The sequence below is a fragment of the Alkalihalobacillus sp. BA299 genome, from assembly GCF_017745675.1.
Lineage (GTDB): Bacteria > Bacillota > Bacilli > Bacillales > Bacillaceae_F > Alkalihalobacterium.
Genome location: NZ_JAFLJM010000009.1, coordinates 1 through 26,428 on the forward strand (window position 1 = coordinate 1; position 26,428 = coordinate 26,428).

Consider the following 26,428-nt stretch of genomic DNA (forward strand, 5'->3'; position numbering starts at 1 on the left):
ATAGGTTACGTAGGTGTGAGTTGGCGGTACCAGCTTCGAAGTGGAAGTTTATTGAAAAGGCTTCGAAAATGAATGTTGATGCTGTTTTCCTTGATCTTGAGGATGCGGTTGCACCATCTGAAAAAGGAAATGCCAGAAAAAATATTATTACTGCTTTAAATGAATTGGATTGGGGAAGTACAACTCGGATAGTAAGAATAAATAGTTTAGATACAGAATTTGCCTATAAAGATATTATTGAAGTTGTAGAAGCTGTAAAAGAAAACATTTTTATGTGGTAGAAACACTTCTTTCCCAATTGGAAATGGCAAATAATATTAGTAAAAGAATTGGTATTGAGTGTTTAATTGAAACAGCACAAGGGACGAGTAAAGGAAGCTGACCGTTTGGATGCAGAAATTGAGAATTGGACACGTCAACACAATCTAGATGATTTAATGGAAAAATTAAACTCGGGATGTATTCCAGCTGGTCCGATATACAATATTGAAGACATTATGAAAGATCCACAATATCATGCTCGTGATATGTTTATCACATTGCCTGATGAAAGAGTCGGTGAAATTGTTATGCCAGGTATTGTACCAAAATTAAACGAAACACCAGGAGAAGTTAAGTGGGTAGGACCTGATTGTGGTACGCATACGGAAGAAGTTCTTACCAAATTGGGGTATTCACAGAAACAAATTGAAGGTTTACAAGGAAAAGGCGTTATTAAAGCTGTATCAAAGGTCAACTGATTGAAAGTTCAATCTGAACAATGGTGTTAAATGTTTGAGAACATTGAGAGGAGTTTTTGTCTATGACAGTAAATGAATTTGATTTAATCGTCCTTGGAGGTGGAACGGGTGGTTATGTAGCTGCCATTCGTGCGAGCCAGTTAGGGATGAAGGTAGCCGTTGTTGAAAAAGACAAACTTGGAGGGACCTGCCTTCATAGAGGGTGTATACCAAGTAAAGCACTTCTACGATCAGCTGAGGTCTTTCATACAGTTTCAAAAAGTCCTGAATTTGGAGTAGAAGCTTCAAATTTATCGATTAATTTCCTAAAGATGCAGGAACGAAAGCAAAGAATCGTTGACCAACTGCATAAAGGTGTTCAATATCTTATGAAAAAAGGAGAAATTACGATTTTTCATGGGGATGGACGGATACTTGGTCCTTCCATCTTTTCACCACAAACGGGAGCAGTGGCAGTTTCCTATAAGGATAAAGAAGCAGAAATATTAGTTCCTAAAAATTTACTAGTAGCGACTGGTTCTAAACCTAGTACTCTACCTCGCTTAGAAGTAGATGGAGAATTTGTTCTAACTAGTGATGAAGCACTCGAACTTGAACATCTTCCTAAGTCTGTCCTCATAGTTGGAGGAGGGGTAATTGGAATAGAATGGGCTTCGTTACTTAACGATTTAGGTGTTGAGGTCAAAATTGTAGAATTTGCAGACCGTATCTTACCACTTGAAGACGTTGAAGTAAGTAAGGAAATGACTCGTTTATTGAAAAAAAGGAAGGTTAAAATTCAAACGAATGCAAGAGTACTACCCGATACCCTTTCAAAGGAAGGGGGTCTAGTAACAATTGACGCTGAAAAAAATGGAGAATTAGTTTCTTTTAAAACGGAGAAAATTTTAGTTTCAGTTGGGCGTAAAGCCAATGTCGAAAACATCGGAATTGAAAATACAGAAGTGGTTGTTGAGCAAGGTGTTATTCAAGTAAATGAATGTTTTCAAACGGCTGAAAGTCATATTTATGCTATCGGTGACGTAATTGGTGGGTTGCAATTAGCACACGTAGCTTCTCATGAAGGAATTCTGGCAGTAGAACACATGGCAGGATTAAATCCACATCGAATGAATTACGATCAAGTACCGAAAATTACCTACAGCCGTCCCGAAGTTGCTAGCCTAGGTCTGACAGAAGATCAAGCAAAAGAGCAAGGTATTAGTATTAAAACAGGTGTATTCCCATTTAAAGCGATTGGGAAGGCTTTAATATACGGTGAAGATGACGGATTTGCCAAATTAGTCATTGATGAAAAAACGAATGATTTACTCGGGGTCCATATGATTGGCCCGCATGTTTCGGATTTGATTGCAGAGGGAGCACTGGCAAAAGTTTTAGACGCAACTCCATGGGAAATTTCTAAAGCCATACATCCTCATCCTTCTCTAGCTGAGGTCTTAGGTGAAGCTGCCCTTGCGGTAGATAACCTAGCAATTCATTCATAGATTATTAAATTTACTAACGAATCTTTTTGTAATCCTTATATATAATCATAAATTTCAATAAAATTAGGAGGGAAGTTTATATGGAAAGATTAGCTTCTACAGAAGTAAAAAATAGGCATACTGAGTTAGGTTTGTCAGATGAACAAGTTATTAGTATGTATCGTGATATGCTTTTGGCACGAAAGGTGGATGAACGGACTTGGCTCCTAAACAGGGCTGGAAAGATCCCATTTGTACTCTCGTGCCAAGGACAAGAAGCAGCACAAGTAGGAGCGGCCTATGCGCTTGATAGAAACAAAGACTTCTTATGTCCATATTATCGCGATATTGGTGTAGTGACCGTCTTTGGTATGACGGCAAGGGATTTAATGTTAAATTCATTTGCAAAAGCTGAGGATCCAAACAGTGGAGGACGACAGATGCCAGGGCATTTTGGTGGTAAGAAATATAGAATTCTTACTGGGTCTAGTCCAGTAACGACTCAAGTTCCCCATGCAGTTGGTATGGCTTTAGCTGGAAGGATGGAAGGTAAGGATCTAGTTGTTTTTACTTCGTTTGGTGAGGGTTCAAGTAACCAAGGAGATTTCCATGAAGGAGCTAACTTCGCAGGTGTTCATAAATTACCCGTCATTTTTTTCTGTGAGAATAATAAATATGCCATTTCAGTTCCATATGAAAAACAAGTCGCTTGTGAGAGTATTGCTGACCGAGCTAAAGGATATGGTTTTCCTGGAGTTAGTGTAGATGCAAGTGATCCATTGGAAGTCTATAAAGTTACTAAAGAAGCAGTGGATAGAGCTAGACGTGGAGAAGGACCAACATTAATTGAAGCCCTATGTTTCCGCTTTACACCGCACTCATCTGATGACGATGACCGGGGTTATCGACCAGAAGGAGAAGTAGCAGAAGAGAAGAAGAAAGATCCGCTTCCGTTGTTTAATGCCTATTTAAAAGAAGTGGGTGTACTAACAGCAGAGGTAGAAAAAGAAATTCATGATTGGGTGGATAAGGAAGTGGATGAGGCAACAGAATATGCTGAAAATGCCCCAGCTCCAGCACCAGAAAGCACGCTAAAACACGTATATGCAGAAAAGGGGGAATAATATATGCCAGTGGTTTCCTATATCGAGGCTATTAATCAAGCAATGAGAGAGGAAATGGACCGTGATCAAAAAGTATTTGTTTTAGGAGAGGATGTAGGATACAAAGGTGGTGTATTTAAGACCACTCAGGGACTATATGATGAATTTGGGGAACAACGCGTATTAGATACTCCATTAGCCGAATCAGCCATTGCTGGTGTCGCTATTGGAGCCGCTGCTTATGGCTTAAGACCAATTGCTGAGATGCAATTTGCAGATTTCATTATGCCCGCTGTTAATCAAATCGTAAGTGAAGCTGCAAAAATGAGGTATCGTTCAAATGGTGATTGGAATTGTCCTCTTGTTATCCGTGCTCCATATGGGGGAGGAATACATGGAGGACCTTATCACTCACAATGTATTGAAGCGATGTTTTGCAACATACCTGGTTTGAAGGTGATTGCACCATCAACTCCGTATGATGCAAAAGGAATGTTAATTTCAGCAATCCGGGATGAAGACCCTGTCCTTTATTTGGAACACAAGCGATGTTATCGACTGATTAAAGGAGAAGTACCCGTTACGGAATATACTGTTCCAATTGGAAAAGCTGAAGTAAAAAGAGAAGGCGAAGATATTACCGTAATATCCTATGGATTAACTTTACACTTTGCTTTACAAGCTGCTGAAAAATTAGAGAAGGAAGGATATAGTACACATATTTTAGATTTGCGTACACTTTATCCTTTAGATAAGGAATCGATTGTTGCTGCCGCTCAAAAAACGGGGAAAGTCCTAATTATCCATGAAGATAATAAAGAAGGAGGCGTTGGGGGAGAAGTTTCCGCTGTTATCTCAGAGGAATGTCTGTACGATTTAGATGCCCCAATTAGACGTCTTTGTGGTCCAGATGTTCCAGCTACACCCTATAACGGTGGTATGGAGAAGTTTTTTATGCTAAATCCAGATAAGGTGTACAAAGCAATGAAAGAGTTAGCAGAATACTAGAATTAGAGGTGGTAGTTAATGAAAGAACAGGTTTTAATGCCGCAACTTGGAGAAAGTGTAACAGAAGGTACCGTAGTAAAATGGTTCGTTAAAGCGGGAGATCAAGTAAAAAAATACGAGCCTATTTGTGAAGTTGCAACCGATAAAGTAAATGCCGAGGTACCTTCAGTCCAAAATGGAACGATATCTGAAATTATTGTTCAGGAAGATGAAACCGTTTCCGTAGGGGAGTTAATTTGCTATATTACTACAGATGCTACAGGTTCAGAACCAACAGCCGATAATCAAGTAGTAGATGCAAGTTCTACTTTTGTAGAAAATAAGGAAAATGAAAGTTCAGGTACAAAGAAAAGATATTCACCAGCTGTACTAAAACTTGCACAAGAAAATAACTTGAATTTAGAAGATATCGAAGGCACAGGAAATGGTGGGAGAATTACTAGAAAAGACATTTTGGAAATTTTAGAAGGAAAGCGTCAAGTAGCCGCAACCGCAGTCCAAGAAGTGGAACACTCAATCGTTTCGGAAGTCCCGAATTCAGAACCAATACAGGAAGTATCTAAGAAAGCAGCACAAAATAATCGGACTCCTTCTTCTAATGTATCCCATGATGGAGATCAAATCATTCCTGTAACAAGTGTCAGGAAAACGATCGCAAACCGAATGGTCGAAAGTAAACAGACTGCTCCACATGCATGGATAATGGCTGAATGTGATGTTACTAATTTAGTAGAATTTCGAAACAAAATAAAGGGTGAATTCAAAAGTAAGGAAGGTATAAATCTTACATATTTACCTTTCTTTATTAAGGCAGTAGTAGAGAGTTTGAAGGAATATCCAATTCTGAACTCACAGTGGACTGATGAACAAATTATTGTTAAAAAAGCGATCAATATATCGGTGGCTGTCGCTACTGAAAAAGAGTTGTTTGTTCCTGTTATTAAGGATGCCGATCAAAAGAGTATCTTCGGTTTAGTAAAATCTTTAGATGAAATTGCGAGGAAAACGAGGGAAGGAAAATTATCGATGAATGATATGAGCGGTGGGACATTTACTGTAAATAACACAGGTTCATTTGGTTCCATTCTCTCTAACCCAATTATTAATCAACCACAAGCAGCCATTTTAAGTGTTGAAGCGATCGTGAAACGCCCAGTTGTAAAGGATAATATGATCGCTGTACGTGATATGATGAACATTTGTCTTTCGTTGGACCACCGTGTTTTAGATGGACTAGTTTGTGGACGATTCCTTCAGAGTGTTAAAGAAAAAATAGAAGGTTTTGGTTCAGATACAAAGATTTATTAAGGGCTGGATTGAGAATTTACTCATAGGGAGGAAGATATGAAATTGCGTAGATTTTTTTCTGAATGTTATAAAGGGCAATTAGCTAAAGCAGCCATTAGCGCAGAAAATAAATCATTAATAGCTCAAAAATATATTATTAATGTGGGGGCATTAATAAGTGGGTAAAACAATATAATTTAGATGTTTTTAAATTGGAAAAATGAATATAATATTTGAAAATAATAAAACATTAATAATTCAATCTGCAATTAACTTATATAGTGAGAAAGGGTTTGAAAAAACCACTATCAATGATATTGCTAAATTTGCTAATACTAGTGTTGGTAGTGTTTGTAAGTATGGTGAAAGTAAAGGGAATATCCTTTTTTTGGTGATTGCAAGTATATACGAGGAACTCATGGAAAAAATAATTGAATTTGGTGAACAAAGAAGTACAGATCGAAACCTTTTTCAAGAGTTTATATCATTTTATATTAGAACTATAGATGAAATGAAGGAAGAAATACAAATCATTTTTAGGCATTCAAATAGCATACCTAAATATAAACGTAATTTATTAAAGAAAAAAGAAGAAAATCTTTATAAAAAAGTAGAAGAATTAATTAATTTATCTATCCGAAATAAGGGTATTTCTATAGAAAATTCAGATGTGAATCTCTTAACACACAATATAATATTTGCTAGTGAAATGTTGGCAATACGCTCACACGCGTTAGAAAATACAGTTGAAATGTATATTGATTTTTATGTTAAATTATTTCGAAAGGTTATATCGAAATAATATGTTATTAATTGCTAGTAATTAAGGGAAATTTGATATTTATCAGTTTTGGGTTCGTTATGTAAAGCCAGGTGAGTAAAATTAAGCTCTAAGTATAAAAAAAGTTTCTTAGAAAAAGTTTAGGAGTGAAAAAATGCATAAACTCAATAATGAAATTTTATTAGAAACATATAATAATGCTTTGCTATTTAATATTAATGAAGATTTTATAAGTTTAGTAGAGAAAGAAATAAATAAAAGATTAAGGAATGGATTACTTAACACGGATGCTTTATATAAAAAGTTAGGTGCTAAACACGTAGAGGTTATACAATTGCAATTGTGACACAACAATTAAGTATATAACAAAGCTCAGAGGACTTATAAAATGATAACAAACTTTAATGTATAAAAGGGTAGTTTATGAATATGTGGACTATCCTTTTTTCATTATTTGAATGTATCAAGTAAAGTAATTTTGGAATTTATGAAACCAAAAGAAAGAGAAGAAGTGATGAGCGAGAAAAAGCAGGATAAACAAAAGCTAGAAGAAGATGATCTTATTTAAGGACATTGGAGACTGGCTTGATTTAAATGAAAGTCCAGAATGTAACGGCACAGAGTAGCGAGTGAAAGTCCCGAAGTTAATGAGTAACTTCGGGACGTGATTAAGTCGCGTTAGCGATTTTGTTTTTTGTATCGAATTAGTTATTGCAAAAATCAAGGAACGTGTCTTTTACTTCAAATATTTAGCCATAACGTTATATATCAACGTATTGGCTTTCTTTAACAAATCCTAACGTCCTTTTCGCCTCTTTGACAGGGGGGAGATCGTGCAATTGGTAGAAAAGGGTATGTTTTATTATTTAAACTGAAGTTTTAAAAAAACTTTTCTTTTCTAACCTCTTGGAAAATAAGATGTATTGATGACCACATTTTGACCACATTTTAATAAAAAACAGTTCTTTTTCTTCAAGAAATTAATTTTAGGAGAATCAGTGAAACTGTTGACATATCAAGGTTTCTTGGCACTTGTTGATATAAGCTGAAACATAAGACTCTAGATTGACAGGGTGGAGGTCGGCGGTTCGATCCCGTCACGGGTCACCATACATATTAATGTTTAACCCCTTGTCCTGCAAGGGGTTTAGTTGTGTTTGTAGTTTTACTACTTGACCACATTTTGCTCCTCAAAATCGTTTTGACCATATTTTGACCACATAATATTTCAAATTAGTTTTTATTAATTATTACAATAGATGATAGCTATGAGTTAATTTAAGGCATCAATTCGGATGATTTTAACGATTAATAGATTTAAAGGACCGTGTAGGTCTAAATACTTAATTTGATAAATGAGAAAGAACCACATAGTATATTCCGTGGTTCCTTAATGGTTATTTAATATTTAAATGTAAAACTTTCTCTTCATTTGTTTTCTTTTTTCTTTTCCTGTCTTGGGTCTATACCAATATCAATATATTAGACTTCGGTCAATTTAATTTGGAGAGTGTTTCAATTATGAAATAAAACTTTTTAAAATTAAGACATTTGTTGTTAATAAAAAGCTAAGGAAAACTCTTAATAAGTTCTAAAAGGAAGATACTATAAGGATTTCTTAGATTAAATATTTTTTGGCATGAAAAATGCATTGCAAAGAATATAGTCATATTCATACGCATTCATAGATTGAAACTTAGAAAAAAATGAAAGGAGAAAATATTACGTTCTTAAGAGAAAAAAATGAAATATTAAGTGTTATAATTTCAGATCCTAGGCGTCTATTACAAATAATACTTCAATTTTGATTTCTGGTACTAATAAGGAGAATTTAATTACACCATTAAATTAGGTTTTAGATAAAAATTAAGAAGGGTGATTTTTATGTCAGAAAAACTTGTTCTAATAGAGAAAAAAGGAAAAATAGCTTACTTGATTTTAAATAGACCTGATAAATTGAATGCTCTAAGCGTAGAATTGTTTAATGATTTCGACTTGGCTTTAGACGAAATTGAAACCGATAATGAAATCAGCGTTGTGATCATTAAAGGTAGCGGAAAAGCGTTTTGCGTAGGTTATGATGTTGGTTCATATGAAGAACCTAGTGTGACAGAAGATAGAGATTATCTTGAGGTATGTACAAGACGTTGGATTAGATTATGGGAGTTTCCAAAGCCAGTCATCGCACAGGTTCATGGGCACGCCCTTGCTGGTGGAACACAGCTCCTCGCATGCTGTGATATCGTAATCACCGACAAAAATGCCAAATTTGGTTTCCCTTCTTTACCATTAGGAGGAGGGTTTGTAGGGATTTATTGGGGTTGGCATGTTGGACCACAAAGAGCAAAACTACTAGATCTTACTGCAGGTAGTAGAATTAGTGGCGAGGAAGCAACTGAATACGGAATTGCTGCTAGGTGCTTTGATGGTGAAATCCTAGAAGAGGAGACTTTAAAAATTGCTCGTGGGATAGCAAAAACACCTGGAGATGTTCTTAAACTCAAAAAAATGGCCCATAATCGCATAATGGATTTACAAGGATTCCGTACAGGGATAATGTACGGTCCTGAACAAGATGCTATTATTCATACTGCAGACGGGATTAAGCTTATGTATCAGAAAATCAATGAGCTTGGTTTAAAAGGTGCCATTCAGTGGTTTAATGATCAGGAAGTATAAAGAGTATTTTCAAATGAGACAGAGGTTGGTTAAAGAATAAAATATTTAGATTGAGGTGCTAGGTTTTGATAAAGGTAAATAGGCAAATCTTGTTAGCAAAGCGACCAGAAAGTGTGCCTGATGAATCTACTTTTAAAATGGTAGAAGCTCAAATCCCTGTTCCAGATGAAAACCAAGTTCTGGTTCGAACCCATTATTTATCTGTAGATCCATATATGCGAGGAAGAATGAAAAATATAAAGTCATATGCTAAACCATTCCAAATTGGTGAACCGCTTACAGGTGATAGTATTGGGGAAGTCATTTTGTCAAAAAACCCAGACTTTAGTGTAGGTGAGATGGTAATAGGGACGTTCGACTGGGCAGATTATTCATTAAGAGATGGATCGGAATTACGTAAAATTAACCTTGATGAGGCTCCAATTACAACCCATTTGCATGTAACAGGAATGACTGGTTTAACAGCCTATTTTGGTTTACTTGACATTGGAAAACCAAGACCTGGTGAAACGGTTGTAGTTTCGGGTGCAGCGGGTGCGGTTGGTATGGTTGTAGGTCAAATAGCAAAGATAAAGGGTTGTAGAGTAGTAGGAATTGCTGGTTCTGATGAAAAATTGAAATATTTAAAGGAAGAACTTGGTTTTGACGATGTGTTGAATTATAAAAAAGTTCATGATATCTATCAAGAACTGGAGAGAATTTGTCCAAAAGGAATAGATGTTTATTATGATAACGTCGGTGGAGAGATTACAGATGCTACTATTTCTTTATTAAACTTTTATGGAAGAGTTCCATTATGTGGACAGATATCGATGTTAAATTCAGAAAATATCGAAAATGGACCGCGGCTGTTTACGCACATCATCAGGAGGAGCATACTTCTCAAAGGCTTTATTTATAGTGACTATAAAGATCGCTTTGAAGAAGGAAGGAAAGCCTTGGCGCAATGGATTAAGGAAGGAAAAATTAAATACAAAGAAAATATTGTGGAGGGTCTAGAAAATGCTCCAGATGCTTTTTTAGGACTTTTCCGTGGTGATAATCTGGGTAAGCAACTTGTGAAAATTGGAGAATAATATTTTTGGACGTGTTACTTCACGATAATTCTAATAAATTTTCAAAAATGGTTGGATTGGGGGGATTACCATGATGGATACACAATTGACAATTGATACTTTATTAGTGAGAGCTGAAAAGTATTTTACAAAAAAGGAAGTCATTTCAAGAACATCAACAGGAATCACTCGCTTAACATATGGAGATTTTGCAAAAAGAACGAGGGCTTTAGCTAGTGTACTAGACATTCTAGGTGTAAAGTATGGTGATAGAGTTGGTACATTTGCATGGAATGACCATCGTCACCTAGAAGCATACTTTGCAATTCCTAGTATGGGTGCAGTGTTGCATACAATAAATATTCGCCTTTCATCTGACCATTTAAAATATATCATTAATGATGCAGAGGACAAGGTTTTACTGATCGATCAAGGTCTTTTGCCAATGATTGAAAATATTAAAGATGAAATCCCTACTGTTGAAGCTTTTATTGTACTTTCAGATAACGAGGAATTACCAGAGACGAACCTTAAACCTATCTATCATTATGAAAAGCTATTGAAAGAAGGAAATATAAACTTTTCATTTCCTGATAATTTAAATGAAGATGACCCAGCAGGCATGTGTTACACTTCAGCAACAACAGGGAACCCAAAAGGAGTTTTATACACACATAGAAGTATTGTGTTACATAGCATGATGCTCGGACTAGCTGACACGTTTGGTATTTCTGAGTCAGATAGAGCCATGCATGTAGTTCCTATGTTTCACGTAAATGCGTGGGGATTTCCATTCGCTTCTGTCTGGTTTGGTACTACACAAGTATTACCGGGTCCCAATTTCACGTTTAATACAATTGGAGAATTAATTGAAACAGAAAAGGTCACGATCACTGCTGGAGTTCCAACCATCTGGATCGGATTGTTGAATGAATTGAAAACCAATATGTATGATTTATCAAGCTTGCGTTTTATAGTATGTGGTGGCGCTGCTATGCCAAAGGGAGTCATTCGCACATATCAAGAGAAATACAATATTCTTTTTGTTCATGCGTATGGAGCAACAGAAACAAGTCCAGTTACAACGCTTTCTAGATTGAAAAGCTATCAACAAGAAATGGAAGACGAAGATAAACTGGAGTTTATATCAAAGCAAGGAATTCCTGTTCCGGGAATTGAATTAAAAGTAATCAATAATCAGGGAGAAGTGGAGAAGAACGGTAAAGATATGGGTGAAGTACTATTACGAGGACCATGGATTACAGATCATTATTACAACAAACCAGAAAAAACTGCTGAGGCGGTAAAAGATGGTTGGCTTTACACAGGAGATATTGCAACAGTCGATTTTGAAGGAAACATTAAAATCGTTGATCGAACAAAAGATTTGATTAAGAGTGGCGGAGAATGGATTTCTTCTGTAGATCTTGAGAATGCATTGATGGCTCATGAAGGTGTTTCAGAAGCTGCTGTGATCTCGGTTCCGCATGAAAAATGGCAAGAACGTCCTGTAGCTTTTGTTGTCAAAAATGCAACGTATGGAAAAGTAACAAAAGAAGTGCTATTGGATTTTTTAGAGCCACAGTTTGCCAAATGGTGGTTGCCAGACGATATCATCTTTATCAATGAAATACCAAAAACTTCTGTAGGTAAATTTTTAAAACGAAAGTTACGAAATGATTTTAAAGATTATTTTATAAGTGGCTAATGTAAGACATTAAGTAGGAAAAATATCTAAAAAAAATATAGCAAACCGAAACGCGTTCCAACAAAATGTAAGTGCTTACAAATGATGAATAAGCAATATCTACGCAAAGAGGAGGAAAAAATTTATGGTTAGTAAGGATCCAGTGAGAACAGAAAATGAGAATAAGGAGGCAGCTGCTTCTTATAAAAAAGAGATGGGGTACTGGAATTCAACATTAAATTATTTACTAGAAGAAGATAAAGAATTCTTTGAGATTTATAAAAAATTAGTTTCTACTCCTTACAAAAATAATATTATTGATGCAAAATCCAGGGAATTAATCAATGTTGCATTAAGCTCCTCTCCAACAAATTTAAGTAAGGATACATTGAAAATGCACATTGAAAACGCTGTTAACCAAGGTGCGACAGAAAGAGAAATATTAGAAGTTTTTAAACTAGTAAGTGTGTTAGGTATGCATACCTGTGCTGTTGGAGTTCCGATTCTCGTAGAAGAAACCAGCGAATTTAAAGACGCAAAACTGAATGCAAACCAGGAGAAGTTAAAAGAAAAGTTCGTTGAAAAGATGGGCTATTGGCATGATTTTCGAAACACTCTCTTACTAAATGATGAGCATTTCTTTGAAAGTTATTATCAATTTCTAACGAATCCTTGGGATAGTGATATTTTAAGTCCAAAATTAAAAGAATTCATCTACATTGCGATCGATAGTGCAACAACTCATCTTTTTGATGTTGGGATTAGGGTCCATATTCAAAATGCCCTAAGATATGGCGCGACATTTGAAGAAATTATGGAAGTGTTGAAACTAACAAGTGCTCAAGGTGTGGATACCTTTTATGCAGGAATTGAGATATTAAATTCAGTAATTGCTGAAAAGGAATAGTTTTATGTGACACTATTAAACAGCAGGATATGTTGATATAGTAAGAGTTTGTTTATTGCAGAATTTACCATTACTGGTATGGGTAATACATTTTATTAAGCTAAAATTTTAAGATAAGGGGTGCTAAAGGTGACGATTTTAGGAAAGGATATGACATTTGGATTATTTTTCTTGAATTCTGTAGCTCCGTGGAAAACTGATGCAGAAGAATTGCGTGATGGTTTAGAGCAAATTAAGGCCGCAGATCGATTAGGTTTTCACTCCGCTTGGATTGCAGAGCATAATGCACGATTATACGGTGTCGTTAGCTCTACACAAGTATATCTAGCAGCAGCAGCGGCTCAAACCTCAAATATTAAGTTGGGTTCTGCAGTCTCAAGATTACCTCTACATCATCCGTTACAGCTGGCGGAAGATATGGCTTTAGTAGATATTATCAGTGATGGCAGATTATATTTGGGAGTTGGGAAAGGCTATGATGCCTTGGAATTTGAGGCATATAATATGGATTTCGATGAGAGGCATGAAAAGTATCTAGAGTCATTAGATATTCTGACAACAGCATTAAAGAATAATAGAGTATCTTATTCTGGAAAGTTCTATGATATTAAAGATATTCCAGTCTATCCCAGGCCCGTTCATCTTGAAGGACCGCCTATTTTTGTGATGGTATCTGGTAATGATGCTTCGATGATAAATGCAGCTAAACAGGGACATTCATTCGTATTAGGTGGAATAACAAATGAAGATACGAACCATAAGATAGAGTTGTATAAAAAGACAGCTGTAGAATCAGGTTTTTCAGAAGAAGATATAACAAATGCAATTGCAAGATCAGGAAAACTATTGTTCTGTAATGTCGCGGAAACTACTGAAAAAGCCCAAAAAGAGTATAGACAAGGTTTAGAATGGTATATGGGTGAACGAGATAATCGACCAACATTTGGAGTAGTGCAGAGGGAAAGACATTTAGATTATGATAAGTTCTTAAAATCTGATAATGCAATAATTGGGTCTCCAGAAAAAGTAATCGAAGACATTCAAAAATATAAAGAAATAACAGGTCTAAATAATATTATTTTATGGATGAATATTGGCGGTCAACCACAAAAACAGGTATTGAATTCGATGGAATTGTTTTCTGAAGAAGTTTTACCGCATTTTACAAAAAAGAATACTATAGTCAAATAAATAATTTTAAAATTCAAAATTTTAAAGCACCTTGGTTGAGTTATGGATATTCAGGAAGGGGGTGGTCTATTGTTCTATTGATGAAGCTATATGATCATAAAAGAAATTAGTGCATTTACAAAAAATTGCTAATGGGGGGAATACGAATGAAAAAAGTGTTTTTAAATTTTACAGTATTAATATTGGCAATAGTGTTCTTAGCAGCATGTGGGCAAGTTGAAGATACTTCATCGAACGAATCCTCAAATGAATCTTCAAACGAGTCTACAAACGAGTCAAATAATAGTGGTGAAACTTATGAATTAAACTATAACGTTCTTGCTCCACCCACTCATCCATATACAAAAAACGTTTCAGAACCTTGGGCAGAATTTGTCCACAATGAAACAAATGGAAGGGTTACAGTTCATCTTTTTCCTAGTGCTGCACTTGGAACTCCAGATACTGGTTATGATGATGTTAGCGGCGGTGTATTTGATGTAGGACTTTTGTATGCAAGTTCTGACAAGAATGATATTTTGTACCCGCTATCGATTGGAGACTTGCCTTTTGCAATTCCTAACCCTGATGTAGCAGTTAATGTAATGAATAAATTTTATGATAAGTTTTTGAAGGATACATTTAAAGACGCAGTATGGCTAGGTGCTTCCTCAACCGATACATCACAGCTATACAGTACTGATCCAATAGCAACAGTTGAAGATACTAAAAGCAGAAAAATAAGTAATAGTTTATATTCTAGAAACCAATTAATCGAAATGTGGGGTGCAGTTCCAGTCTCAATTGCCAATACAGAATTATATGAATCTGTTGAAAGAGGAATAGTTGATGACATTATTTATAACACAACTGGAGCGATAGGTTTTAACTTAAATGAAGTTGCACCTTATATGACAAAACTTGATTTAGGTGTTTCTTCTAATGGGTTATTTATTAATGCAAATGCGTTTAATCAATTCCCAGAAGATCTACAAAAGCTTTTTGTAGAAAAATTAGGTCCAAAACATCAAGAATTAATGGCTAATCTTTATATGTCTTCAATGGAAAACTCTATTAAAGAGTTTGAAAACCGAGTGAAAGATAAGGGAGGAAAAGTTATTGTTCCAGAATCTGCAGAATTAAATAAGTTTAAAGAACCTGCTAAAAAAATGTGGGACGAGTGGGTAACCGAAGCGAATAAGAGAGGTTATCCAGGTGATGAAATGATGGAGTTCTTCAAACAAGCTCTAGAGGAAGAAGGAGTGGAAATTCCATTCTAATAGTTTACTAAATTGTTTTATCTTGACTAGGGATTATTCTATTCCTAGTCAAATTCCTTCATTATTTTACGGAAAGAAGGCATTGTTATGAATCTTTTCTTAAAAACGATTAATTACATTACCTCGATAAATAAATGGGCAGCTTATTTTACTTCTATACTGATGGTAGTCATGGTTGGCATTTTCGCTGCTGCAAGAACTTTAGGGTATCCGATTGTTGGAGATATCGAACTGGTGCAATTTACAATGGTGTTAATGATTGTGTTTTCACTCGCTTATACTGAAAAAACAGATTCACATGTATCTATTACATTACTATATGACCGATTACCTTATAACTTCCAGTTAGTGTTAAAGCTGGCAGCGAAAGTATTAACAATTGCTTTTTGTTTCCTTGTGTGTTGGGTATTTCTTTCAAAAATGGAATTTTCATCAACATCTAGTTTATTAAAGATCGTCTTTTATCCTTTTAAAGTAATGTTAATCATTGGTTTCTTTGCATGGGGACTTGAAGCATTCCAAAGATTTATTGTTGAACTGAAAGAGAGAAAGGCGGCTAATAATGCTGTTGAAGTGAGCGAGAATGTAAAATATTTTGCTAATGGGGAGTGAGCCTAGTTGTCAGTTTCTATCGTTGGTTTAGTTGTAATACTATTCGTTTTTCTTCTAATGTTCTTACGTATTCCTATTGCGATTGCGATGGCAATTCCCGCTAGTGTTGGGATCCTCTATTTAAAAGGATGGCCTACTTTGTTATCAGCGTTGGATACGATTGTTTGGACGAAAAGCTATTCCTATACCCTAACGACAATCCCGTTATTTGTATTAATGGGGCAGTTAATTTATTCTTCGGGAATAAGCAATGAATTATATACTACTTTTCGTAACTGGTTTAGTGGTTTAAGAGGCGGATTGGGAATGGCCACGATTGGATCATCCGCTATGTTTGCTGCCGCATCAGGGTCTAGTTTAGCCACAACAGGAACCATTGGCGTTATGGCCTCAAAAGAAATGTTAGCTGCTGGTTACAGTAAAAGCTTAACGGGAGGTTCTATTGCTGCAGGCGGAACACTAGGTATTCTAATCCCTCCTAGTACGATGTTTATCATATATGGCATGATGACAGAGCAATCCATTGGTAAGCTATTAATGGCGGGAATTATACCAGGAATCCTACTTACTCTATTTTTTATCATCACCATTTATGTGGCCAGCATCATTAACCCAAGTTTAATCACAAATGAAAAAGAAGAAAAAGTCAGCTGGAAAGAACGCTTTAATTCTTTAAAATCTACGATATGGATTCTTCTTCTTTTTATCATTGTTTTAGGCGGGATGTACTTCGGTATTTTTACAGCTACTGAATCGGCTGGAGTAGGTGCTTTCGGGGCGTTTATGATTGGCTTAGTACGCAGAAAGTTAACTATACCAAAAGTGAACGAAGCTGTTTTTGAAACTATCAAAACAACTGGATTTATTTTTGCGATAGTAATAGGAGCATTTATCTTAAACTATGTGTTAACGATTACCCGTGTTCCGCATTTAATATCCGACTTTTTGTTTTCAGCAAATCTTTCGCCAGCTATGTTCTTTCTTATAATTGTTATAATGTATATCATTTTAGGCGCGTTTATGGATACGCTTTCAATGATCGTAGTAACCATACCAATTATTTTACCATTAGTCGAAGCGGTTGGATTTGATTTAATTTGGTTTGGCGTCATTATTGTACTTGTTGTCGAAATGGGATTAATTTCTCCACCCGTTGGAATGAATTGTTTTGTATTGAATGGGGTTGTAAAGGAATTACCACTTACGCAAATTTTTAAAGGAGCATTCTTATTCATCATTCCGATTTTAGCCCTGGTTACATTGCTTTACATTTTCCCTGAAATTGCATTATTTATTCCAAATTCAGTGAAATAGAAGTTGTAAGAAAAAATAATTAGAAGCTTGCACTTACTAGAAGGGACCATTTCCACTTGTACTCCAAATAGTACTAGATACCTTTCTTTTGGTGAACATTGTAATATACATCTAAGACTTTTACTTTATGTGTCAAATGGAAATTAAAAAGAAGGAGTTTTATATGAAAAAAGATTTAAGAGAATTTGAAGAAGAGTTAATGAAAAATAACAATTTTCGAAATTTACTTGGAATCCAAATAGAAGATATAAGTGAAGGGTTTGCAGTTCTTTCTTTACCAATACGTGATGACTTGAAACAGGCGGGTAATATGGTTCATGGGGGAGTTCTTTCAGTTCTTATAGATTCCGTTATTGGTACAGCAGTTAGGACAGTCTTGAACACAAATGAGTATTCTGTTACGGCTGAGATGAATATTAACTACTTTAGACCAGCAATAAAAGGGAAAATCATTGCAGAGGGAAAGGTACTTAACAGAGGAAAACTTTTAATTGTTGGAGTAGCGGATATTAAAGATGAAGAAGGTAGATTACTAGCAACAGGAAGAGCAACGTTTGCAGTAAAGAGAAAGAATGGATAATAAATGTGGAATATCATTCCATATAAACGGAGGGAATTATGAAGTTCATTAATTCAGTTGCGGGTAAGATTGGACTTGAGCAATTAGGAAAGACTTTAATTCATGAACACGTCAGAACAAGGTCTGAGTGTGTACCAGTACAATTTCCTCGTTTATATGATGCTGAGGAAGAGTATCGATTGGCCATGGAGCAAGTAGTTGCAGTTAGGGATAGAGGTGTGAAAACAATCTTTGATCCTTCTGTAATGGGTTTGGACAGAGATGTGAGCTTTATGAAGAGAGTTTCTCAAGACTCAGGTGTTCAAATCATTGCAGCTACAGGTATATTCACTTTTCATTATTTACCGACACGATTTGAGGCAAATGACATTGATTTTATGGCTGAACAGTTTGTAAAGGACATTGAGGAGGGGGTTCAAAATACCGAGGTAAAAGCAGGATTTTTAAAATGTGCTACGGAAATTCAAGGACTTACTCCGGGTGTTGAGAAGGTATTAAGAGCTGTGGCAAGAGCACATCATCGAACTGGGGTTCCAATTATGACTCATTCCGCTCCTTCAGAAGAAACTGGGTTGTTGCAAATTCAGATATTTGAGGAAGAGGGAGTAGAACTAAATAATGTATTGATTGGTCATTGCGGTGATACTGATAATTTGGATTATATCGAGAGGGTCCTTGATAAAGGTGTATACATTGGATTGGACCGTTATGGTATTACAACTACCATCACTACAGAACAAAGAAATAAAACGGTAAGAACTTTGATAGAAAAAGGTTATGTAAAACGGATGTTTTTATCTCAAGATTATTGTTGTACAACAGATCGTCTTAAGCCAGAAAGTCTTAAAAAATCTCTTCTCCCCGATTGGTCGATGACTTTTTTACTTGATAAAGTAATTCCAACACTTTTATCACAAGGAGTTACTGAAGAAGAAATTAACATCATGATGAATGAGAATGTAAAAGATTGGTTGAGTTAATTGAGACAGACTATTCATCTAATTTCATTACGATAATAGGTATGACTGTAACTGAATAAAGAAGAATTATTTATAAGGAAGCAACTCAAATTGTGAATATATTCATTTTAAAGTTCATGATTTGGTTGAGATATAAAAGACACCGTAGATTTGCAAACATTTAGCAACAACAGCACTTTAAGAAAGGACATGAGGAAATAAACTAGTAAAAACATGGAGGTGACCAATAATTTAGTATTAGGGTAATTCCGATTAAAAATTTAAATTATTAAAAAAGAGGAGGAAGAAAATATGGAACAAACAATGAATTTAAAAAATAAGGTGGTTAATTTTTTACAAGGAAATAAAAAACTATTTATTAATGGGAAATGGGTAGAGTCAGTAAGCGGAAAGACATTTGAAACAAAAAATCCTGCAACGGGAGAAGTTTTGACATTAGTATCTGAAGCACAGGAGGAAGATGTAAATCGTGCTGTTGAGGCAGCTAGAGAGGCCTTTGATAATGGTCCATGGTCAAGAATGAGTGCTTCGGAAAGAAGTCGACTTATTTATAAATTAGCTGACTTGATGGAAGAAAATCTTGAAGAGCTTGCCCAACTTGAAACAATTGATAATGGGAAGCCGATTAATGAATCTCAGGGCTTTGATGTACCAGCAGCGATTGAGCATTTTCGTTATTATGCCGGTTGGTCTACTAAAATAGTTGGTCAAACGATTCCAGTTAACGGTAATTTCTTTAATTATACAAGACATGAACCTGTTGGTGTAGTTGGACAAATCATTCCATGGAATTTTCCACTACTTATGGCAGCATGGAAGTTGGGCGCAGCACTAGCAACTGGATGTACAGTAGTATTGAAACCAGCTGAACAAACACCATTAACTGCATTATACTTAGCTGGATTGACTGCAGAAGCTGGATTCCCTGAGGGGGTTGTAAATGTTATTCCTGGATTTGGAGAGACAGCAGGTGAACCACTAGTAAGGCACGAAAAAGTTGACAAAATAGCCTTTACTGGATCAACAATAGTAGGTAAACAAATAATGCGTCAAGCCGCTGATACAGTTAAGAGAGTGACTTTGGAACTTGGTGGTAAGTCACCAAACATTGTTCTTCCAGATGCTGATTTGACTAAGGCTGTACCAGGTGCATTTATGGGTATCATGTTTAATCAGGGGCAAGTTTGTACGGCAGGTTCTCGTCTTTTTGTACAGAAGAAAGCATATGATAATGTCTTAGCTGATCTGATCTCTCAATCAAAGAGTATTAAACAAGGACCTGGAATAGATACAGGAACACAAATGGGTCCATTAGTATCTGATGTACAGCAAAAGCGAGTATTGAATTACATTGAGAAGGGACAAGAAGAAGGTGCAGAGTTGCTGACAGGTGGTAGAGATCCATTTGATCGTGGTTATTTCGTAGAACCAACGATATTTTCAGCTGTGAAGGATGATATGACAATAGCAAGAGAAGAAATCTTTGGTCCAGTTCTAGTTGCGATGCCGTTCGATGATATAGATGAAGTCATTCAACGTGCTAATAATACCCCATATGGTCTTGCTGCCGCGGTATGGACTGAAAATGTACGTAATGCGCATTATGTGGCAAGTAAGTTAAAAGCAGGAACGGTTTGGATCAACAGTTATAATGTTGTTGATGCTGCTTCACCATTTGGTGGCTTTAAACAATCTGGAAACGGCCGTGAAATGGGGTCTTATGCACTAGACAACTATACAGAAGTAAAAAGTGTTTTCGTAAATATGGATAATTAATTAAGTATTATAAAACATAGAGGGGTCACTAACAGGAATCTTCTACGTAATGACTTGTGTAAAAAATAGAACATTAGTACTATATTACTCTATTTTCTTAGAAAATAACTAATGCTATTTATTGACAGGAAGTCCAATTTCATATCATGAGGTTGTTCCAAGTAGAGTTTTTATGGCTATTTGGAGCAACCTCATTTTTATGACTCGTATTGTGTTTTAAACTACTTTAATATCCTTAAACTCTCAAATAGAAATTATGAACTATGGGCTGGTAGAGAATGAAACAGTTTTCAATTCAATAAAAAAGCATTAGGAGCGGAGGCATTCCTAATGCTTGAGTTAGGTATTTAATTTTAGATGAATACTGTTATTTTAACTTATCAAAATGCTAATTTTGTTAAAACGTGATTCTACTGGGCTGTATAACCGCCATCTATGATTAACTCTGAACCAGTTACATATCGAGACTCATCAGAAGCTAAATAAAGAGCACCATAGGCAATATCGATCGGGTTTCCTAATCCTGGCCAAGGGATTTTATCTTTCAAAGGATGTTCCCCGTTTTTGCCTCCTGACATTTCTGTTTCAATGACACCAGGGTGGATAGAGTTGACTCGAATAAAATCTTTTGCAAGCTCAATTGCAGCAGATTTGGTCATTAACCTTACTGCCCCCTTTGAAGCATGGTAGGCTGTGCTTCCTGGACTTCCAACTAATCCTGAGCCTGAAGAAGTATTAATAATAGATCCCTTTCCTGAAGTTTTCTTTATTAACGCTGCCCCGTATTTCATTCCTAAAAAAGTACCTAATGTGTTTATTGATTGGATCTTTAAGAATTCATCCACTGATGTTTCTGCTAATCCATTTCTGCTCAATATTGCTGCGTTGTTTAAAAGAATATCTAATTGACCAAATTCTGCTTCTGTTTTTGAAATGACCTCTTGCCAATCTTCTTCACTAGAAACATCTTGTTTAATACCGACCGCTGTTCCTCCAGCTGTTTTAATTGATTCAACTGTTTCGTGAAGCCCTTTTTCATCAATATCAGTAACTATTACTTTTGCCCCATTTTTAGCAAATAATATGGCCTCCTCTTTACCAATACCATTTGCTGCTCCGGTAATAATGGCAACTTTATTTTCTAATCTATTCTCAGCCATGGTTTTAAACTCCCTTTCTAAAAAAATTTTAATTAGAACTCTCATCTATGTGACTATAAGAAATCGATGGTTTTTATAGTTTTATATAATTTCGTCACTGGGCTATATATCCACCGTCTATGACTAGTTCTGTACCAGTTACATAGCGGGATTCATCAGAAGCTAAGTAAAGAGCACCGTAGGCAATATCAATTGGTTCTCCATATTCTGGCCAAGGAATTTTATCTTTTAAAGGGTGTTCTCCATTCTTTGCTCCCGACATAGGTGTCTCAATAACACCAGGGTGAATAGAATTGACTCGAATAAGGTCTTTAGACAACTCTAGCGCTGCAGATTTGGTTATTAGTCTTACTGCTCCTTTTGATGCATGATAAGCAGTGTTTCCTGGACTGCCAACGATTCCATACATAGAAGAAATATTAATAATTGAACCTCCACCTGTTTTTTTCATTAAGTTAGAACCGTGTTTCATTCCTAAGAAAACACCATCAGTGTTTATGGATTGAACCTCTTGAAACTGTTCTAGTGAGGTTTTATCTAATCCATTTCTTGTTCCTATCCCTGCATTGTTCATAAGTATATCTAATCTACCCAGTTCTTTCTCTGTTATTGAGATTACGTTTTGCCAATCTACTTCTTGAGAAACATCATGTTTAATAGCGATAACTTGTCCGCCGTTCTCCTTGATTAATTGGGTTGTTTGATGAAGACCATCCTCATTAATATCTGTTACAACAACCTTTGCCCCATGTTTAGAGAATACAATTGCTGTTTCTCTTCCTATTCCACTACCAGCTCCGGTAATGATAGCAACCTTATTTTGTAAGCGATTTAACGCCATTGCGTTCATCATCCTTTCTAAAACAGTATTTTATTTTTTCTCTATTACTTTAAATTGCAAGAAATATGCCAGAATTCAAATTTTGATAGAGACAAAACCTTTGGTGCGTTTAGAATGAAATTTACAACGCAAAAAATACTTTGAAGCCGTCGTTATTACATATGCGTACATCTCTTTTGATGTTTAATTTTTATCCCGTTTAACTGGCGCTAAGACTCACACTTCAAGGCTTTGAGGGAACAAAAAGGACTAAGTGGAAGATAAGCGCAAGTAACAACCCGATTGGTTCAAATAATATTCAGTGGGAATGAAGTTTTACTTTATGGAGGCCACTTACTTACACTCAGAAAGATGTTTAGTTAATTATAGTGTTTTATTCGTTTCATTTTTGAAACTTATACTATTTAAAGAAACATTAAAATCTAAAATATTTTTTTCTAGAATAGAATAAATTAATAAATTTTACTTGAATTAAATCTTCAAAACCGCATGGTCTATATAGTTTGAACTTTTTTCACTTAAATACTGTAAAGTTTGGCACATAACTTGCAAGTATGTGATTAAGCAAGTAAGAAAGGAGATATGTATGAAGAATGATTTGAAACCACTATTTGAACCAGAACGAATTGCAATAATTGGTTGTTCCCCAGATGCAAAAAAGATTGGTGGTAGACCTTTTGATTACTTAATCAAATATGGATATCAAGGACAGATATATCCTGTTAATCCGAATTATAAAACAATCCGAGATTTACCTTGCTATGAAACGATATTGAGTGTTCCAGATGATGTTGATCTGGCTATTATCGCACTACCACAAAAATTAGTACTCAGCACGTTTCAATCTTGTATCGAAAAGAAAGTTAAATCTATTGTTATTTTTAGTGCTGGTTTCTCTGAATTGGGTGAGCAGGGCAAGATAGAACAGGAACAAATTACAAAACTTGCAAAAGAACACAATATCCGAGTGTTAGGTCCAAATTGTTTAGGTCTATTCAATGTTAACAAGGGCATGTACGCTACCTTTTCAACAATATTAGAGGAAGAAGAGCCTCTTCACGGCGGCAGAATTGGTTTTGTAAGTCAAAGTGGAGCATTTGGCTCACATGTTTTTACATTAGCGAGACAGCATCAAATTGGATTTAGTCATTTTGTTGCTACTGGCAATGAAAGTGATGTTGATGTAGCAGACTGTATCAAATTTTTGGTTGAAGACGAGAAAACAGATGTTATTGCATGTTATATAGAAGGTGCAAAAGATGGGAAAAAATTAATCGAAGCGTTTCAGCTGGCTGCGAAAAAGAAAAAACCTGTTGTGGTATTAAAAGTAGGAAAAACAGATGTAGGAATGCAGGCAGCAATGTCACATACTGGTTCACTAGTTGGTTCTGATTCGGTCTATGATACGATTTTTAATCAATATGGCGTGTACAGAGCGGAGACGATTGATGAATTTATAGACATCGCCAAGGCTTTTGCAGAACTGCCAGAAGTACAAGGAAACCGTGTTGCAATTTTTACCGTGTCTGGCGGCGTTGGCATCATGCTATCAGATCAGGTAACTGAACATGGTCTCACCTTACCTGAAACACCTGCAAATATACAAGACAAATTAAAATCAATTCTTCCTATCGCAGGAGTGAAGAACCCGCTTGATACAACAGCACAAATATCATATATGCCTACTTTATTAGAAGAGTTTATGGAAGCGGTTTTAGGAAGCGGGCAATATGACGCTGCGATTGTATTTTTAGGTTTCTCTGGTTTAAAACCAGATTCACTGAATACGAATATTAAGTCAATTCTTAAAATAAAGGAGCTGTTTCCCAAAATCCCAATGGTAACAGTCACACTATGTAATCCAGAATCTAAGAAATTAATTTATGATTCAGGCTTAGTATTAAACGAAGATCCAACAAGGGCAGTGAAAATGCTGTCAGCCTTATATAAGTCAAGGAAATCCATGGAGCTTAGCCAAAAAGTAGAAAGTCTAATAGATAGTCTAATAGATCAAGAGGCAATCGATATTGGAAGTTTGGTTTCCGTTGATACAAAAGAATTAACTGAATATTCAAGTAAACAGATAATTTCACAATTTAATGTGCCAATTACAGAAGAAGGATTGGCTCAAAATGCCAAAGAGGCCATTCGACTTGCTAACTTAATAGGCTATCCTGTTGTGTTAAAAGGAATGTCACCTCAAATTTTACACAAGACAGAAAAGGAATTGGTTCTTTTAAACATTGAAAATGACAAGGAAGTGGAAGAAGGATTCCATCAGCTGAAAGCCATTATTGATGAAACTGAAAATGCCGAATTTGAAGGTGTGTTAATTCAGGAAATGCTTAAAGAAGAATCGGTGGAAATGTACGTAGGTTCTAAGAGAGACCCTGTTTTCGGGCAAATGGTTCTTGTAGGGCTAGGTGGCATTTTTATTGAAGTGTTCAAAGATGTGGCCATGAGAAAAGCGCCTGTTTCAATTGAGATGGCTCACGAAATGATAGAAGAATTAAAATCCAGTGCCATACTGAAAGAGTTTAGAGGTAAGGCTCCGTATGATGTAACAGCTTTAAGCAAGCTGATTTCACAATTTAGTTATTTGATTAATGCTCTTGAAGATCAAGTGGAAGAAGCCGACTTAAATCCAACCATGGTATATAAGGATGGAAAAGGCGTAAAGGTTGCAGACGCATTAATGAAGTTATTATAAATGAACAAAGAGGAGGAATTAAACAATGAATTTTACCATGCCTGAAGAAACAGTAGAAATTATTAGCGGATTGAAACAATTTATTGATAAGAGGGTCATTCCTTTAGAGGAGAAAAATGCCGATTTACTCTACAATGAAAGAAATTATTATTTGGAAGATGGTAGACATCATCCGAAGGTAGAGGAACTGAGAAAAGAAGTAAGAATGGTATCAGCAGAAGCGGGATTTTATACGATGTTTGGAGACAAGGAACTTGGTGGTGAGGAGCTTGGTCCGATTACGGCCCTTTTGGTTCAAGAAGCTATTGGGAAAAACTATCCAGATCGAAAGCTGATTGATCCAATTGTTATTCCATCTCCTTTTACAAATGGACTTACTCCTGTATTGCGAGGTTTGAAGCAGGAACTGAAAGACGAGTACCTCGAAGGGATCCGTACGGGAGAGAAAACATTGTGCTTTGGATTAACAGAACCTGATGCAGGATCTGATGTATGGGGAATGAAAACGAAAGCAGTCAAGGATGGAAATGAGTGGGTAATTAATGGAACCAAACAATGGATCACGAATGCACCATATGCCGACTATTGTATGTTATTTGCCGTAACGAATCCTGATCTGCAGGCTAGCAGAAAAGGCGGAATTACTTGTTTCTTTGTGGATACAAAGAGTGAGGGCTTTACCGTTGATTCTGTAATACCAGTCATGGGTGAATTGGGTGGTGAAGCTGGAATTATTAGCCTCGATAATTTACGGGTACCTGAAGAAAACATTATTGGTGAACTGGATAATGGATTTTCAAAGGCGATGCACGGAATTAATAATGGGAGATTAGGAATGAGCGGGAAGTGTATTGGATTAGCTCAATGGGCTCTTAAGCAAGCAGTCGAGTATGCGAATATCCGGAAGACGTTCGGCAAGACAATCGGTGAACATCAAATGATTCAACATATGTTGGCAGAATGTGCAATGGATATCTATGCTGCCCGAAATATGGCCCTTCATTGTGCTTGGAAAATTGAAAATACGAAAAAACAGCCTGTGAAAGAGATTTCAATGGTAAAAGCTTACTGTACGGAAATGCTGGGGCGTGTCTATGACAAGGCGATGCAGATTCATGGGGGAATGGGTATTTCCAATGAACTGAAATTAGAAGCCGGATACCGATTTGCTAGAATACTACGTATCCCAGATGGAACATCTGAAATTCATCGACGTACAATCGCCCGTAGTCTGTTAAAAGGAGATCTTAACTTTAATTAGTCAAATTGTGGTTATTGTAAAATTCTAAAAA

Annotated in this window: 24 protein-coding genes; 22 read left to right on the plus strand and 2 right to left on the minus strand. The window is 35.9% G+C overall.

All coding sequences use genetic code 11. From position 1 onward, the window contains the following. The 20 genes from J0N78_RS12985 to J0N78_RS13075 all read left to right on the plus strand — a co-directional run. Positions 1-281, plus strand: a 281-nt coding sequence (locus tag J0N78_RS12985; RefSeq protein WP_247747294.1) for an aldolase/citrate lyase family protein, incomplete at its 5' end; no start/stop codon positions are given. A gap of 66 nt (positions 282-347) precedes the next feature. Continuing rightward, complete coding sequence (locus J0N78_RS12990) at positions 348-740, plus strand: CoA transferase (protein ID WP_209123537.1); 393 nt, start codon at positions 348-350, stop codon at positions 738-740. A gap of 62 nt (positions 741-802) precedes the next feature. Beyond that, positions 803-2,227: a dihydrolipoyl dehydrogenase gene (lpdA, locus tag J0N78_RS12995; protein WP_209123538.1), complete on the plus strand. Its 1,425-nt coding sequence runs from the start codon at positions 803-805 to the stop codon at positions 2,225-2,227. Positions 2,228-2,307: 80 nt separating this feature from the next. After that, entirely contained in the window at positions 2,308-3,330 is a 1,023-nt protein-coding gene (locus tag J0N78_RS13000; protein WP_209123539.1) for a thiamine pyrophosphate-dependent dehydrogenase E1 component subunit alpha, read from the plus strand. Between the two features lie 3 nt (positions 3,331-3,333). Then, a complete protein-coding gene (locus tag J0N78_RS13005; RefSeq protein ID WP_209123540.1) occupies positions 3,334-4,317 on the plus strand; it encodes an alpha-ketoacid dehydrogenase subunit beta in 984 nt (327 codons plus the stop codon). A gap of 18 nt (positions 4,318-4,335) precedes the next feature. Next, positions 4,336-5,625, plus strand: a complete 1,290-nt coding sequence (locus tag J0N78_RS13010) for a dihydrolipoamide acetyltransferase family protein (protein WP_209123541.1) — start codon at positions 4,336-4,338, stop codon at positions 5,623-5,625. Between the two features lie 36 nt (positions 5,626-5,661). Next, entirely contained in the window at positions 5,662-5,790 is a 129-nt protein-coding gene (locus J0N78_RS26170) for a hypothetical protein (protein WP_280637219.1), read from the plus strand. Positions 5,791-5,824: 34 nt separating this feature from the next. Continuing rightward, on the plus strand, positions 5,825-6,406 hold the full coding sequence (locus J0N78_RS13015) for a TetR/AcrR family transcriptional regulator (RefSeq protein WP_209123542.1): 582 nt from the start codon (positions 5,825-5,827) through the stop codon (positions 6,404-6,406). A gap of 133 nt (positions 6,407-6,539) precedes the next feature. Next, complete coding sequence (gene sda, locus J0N78_RS13020; protein WP_209123543.1) at positions 6,540-6,731, plus strand: sporulation histidine kinase inhibitor Sda; 192 nt, start codon at positions 6,540-6,542, stop codon at positions 6,729-6,731. A gap of 1,538 nt (positions 6,732-8,269) precedes the next feature. Beyond that, positions 8,270-9,064, plus strand: a complete 795-nt coding sequence (locus J0N78_RS13025; protein WP_209123544.1) for an enoyl-CoA hydratase/isomerase family protein — start codon at positions 8,270-8,272, stop codon at positions 9,062-9,064. 65 nt (positions 9,065-9,129) lie between these two features. After that, a complete protein-coding gene (locus tag J0N78_RS13030) occupies positions 9,130-10,140 on the plus strand; it encodes an NADP-dependent oxidoreductase (protein WP_209123545.1) in 1,011 nt (336 codons plus the stop codon). A 70-nt stretch (positions 10,141-10,210) separates the two neighbouring features. Beyond that, positions 10,211-11,827 (plus strand): long-chain fatty acid--CoA ligase, encoded by a 1,617-nt coding sequence (locus tag J0N78_RS13035; RefSeq protein ID WP_209123546.1) that lies wholly within the window; start codon positions 10,211-10,213, stop codon positions 11,825-11,827. 124 nt (positions 11,828-11,951) lie between these two features. Then, positions 11,952-12,713 (plus strand): carboxymuconolactone decarboxylase family protein, encoded by a 762-nt coding sequence (locus tag J0N78_RS13040; protein ID WP_209123547.1) that lies wholly within the window; start codon positions 11,952-11,954, stop codon positions 12,711-12,713. Between the two features lie 129 nt (positions 12,714-12,842). Further along, positions 12,843-13,904: an LLM class flavin-dependent oxidoreductase gene (locus tag J0N78_RS13045; protein ID WP_209123548.1), complete on the plus strand. Its 1,062-nt coding sequence runs from the start codon at positions 12,843-12,845 to the stop codon at positions 13,902-13,904. A 146-nt stretch (positions 13,905-14,050) separates the two neighbouring features. Then, positions 14,051-15,163, plus strand: coding sequence for a TRAP transporter substrate-binding protein DctP (dctP, locus tag J0N78_RS13050; protein WP_209123549.1), 1,113 nt, complete (start codon positions 14,051-14,053; stop codon positions 15,161-15,163). 87 nt (positions 15,164-15,250) lie between these two features. Beyond that, positions 15,251-15,775, plus strand: coding sequence for a TRAP transporter small permease (locus tag J0N78_RS13055; protein ID WP_209123550.1), 525 nt, complete (start codon positions 15,251-15,253; stop codon positions 15,773-15,775). Between the two features lie 6 nt (positions 15,776-15,781). Further along, positions 15,782-17,089, plus strand: a complete 1,308-nt coding sequence (locus tag J0N78_RS13060) for a TRAP transporter large permease (protein WP_209123551.1) — start codon at positions 15,782-15,784, stop codon at positions 17,087-17,089. A 163-nt stretch (positions 17,090-17,252) separates the two neighbouring features. Beyond that, positions 17,253-17,669, plus strand: a complete 417-nt coding sequence (locus tag J0N78_RS13065; RefSeq protein WP_209123552.1) for a PaaI family thioesterase — start codon at positions 17,253-17,255, stop codon at positions 17,667-17,669. A gap of 38 nt (positions 17,670-17,707) precedes the next feature. Next, positions 17,708-18,649, plus strand: coding sequence for a phosphotriesterase family protein (locus J0N78_RS13070; RefSeq protein ID WP_209123553.1), 942 nt, complete (start codon positions 17,708-17,710; stop codon positions 18,647-18,649). Between the two features lie 291 nt (positions 18,650-18,940). Continuing rightward, complete coding sequence (locus J0N78_RS13075; protein ID WP_209123554.1) at positions 18,941-20,425, plus strand: aldehyde dehydrogenase family protein; 1,485 nt, start codon at positions 18,941-18,943, stop codon at positions 20,423-20,425. Positions 20,426-20,835: 410 nt separating this feature from the next. Here the strand turns inward: J0N78_RS13075 and J0N78_RS13080 are convergent, their stop codons facing one another. Both J0N78_RS13080 and J0N78_RS13085 read right to left on the minus strand, forming a co-directional pair. Then, the gene (locus tag J0N78_RS13080; protein ID WP_209123555.1) at positions 20,836-21,585 is read right to left on the minus strand and encodes an SDR family NAD(P)-dependent oxidoreductase; all 750 of its coding nucleotides are present in this window, start codon (positions 21,583-21,585) and stop codon (positions 20,836-20,838) included. A 94-nt stretch (positions 21,586-21,679) separates the two neighbouring features. Beyond that, positions 21,680-22,426 carry an SDR family NAD(P)-dependent oxidoreductase gene (locus tag J0N78_RS13085; protein ID WP_209123556.1) on the minus strand — a complete coding sequence of 249 codons (747 nt, stop codon included), beginning with the start codon at positions 22,424-22,426 and terminating at the stop codon, positions 21,680-21,682. A gap of 586 nt (positions 22,427-23,012) precedes the next feature. Here J0N78_RS13085 and J0N78_RS13090 point away from each other — a divergent pair. Continuing rightward, complete coding sequence (locus J0N78_RS13090) at positions 23,013-25,136, plus strand: acetate--CoA ligase family protein (protein ID WP_209123557.1); 2,124 nt, start codon at positions 23,013-23,015, stop codon at positions 25,134-25,136. A gap of 25 nt (positions 25,137-25,161) precedes the next feature. Continuing rightward, positions 25,162-26,397 carry an acyl-CoA dehydrogenase family protein gene (locus J0N78_RS13095; protein WP_209123558.1) on the plus strand — a complete coding sequence of 412 codons (1,236 nt, stop codon included), beginning with the start codon at positions 25,162-25,164 and terminating at the stop codon, positions 26,395-26,397. Positions 26,398-26,428 lie beyond the last annotated feature (31 nt).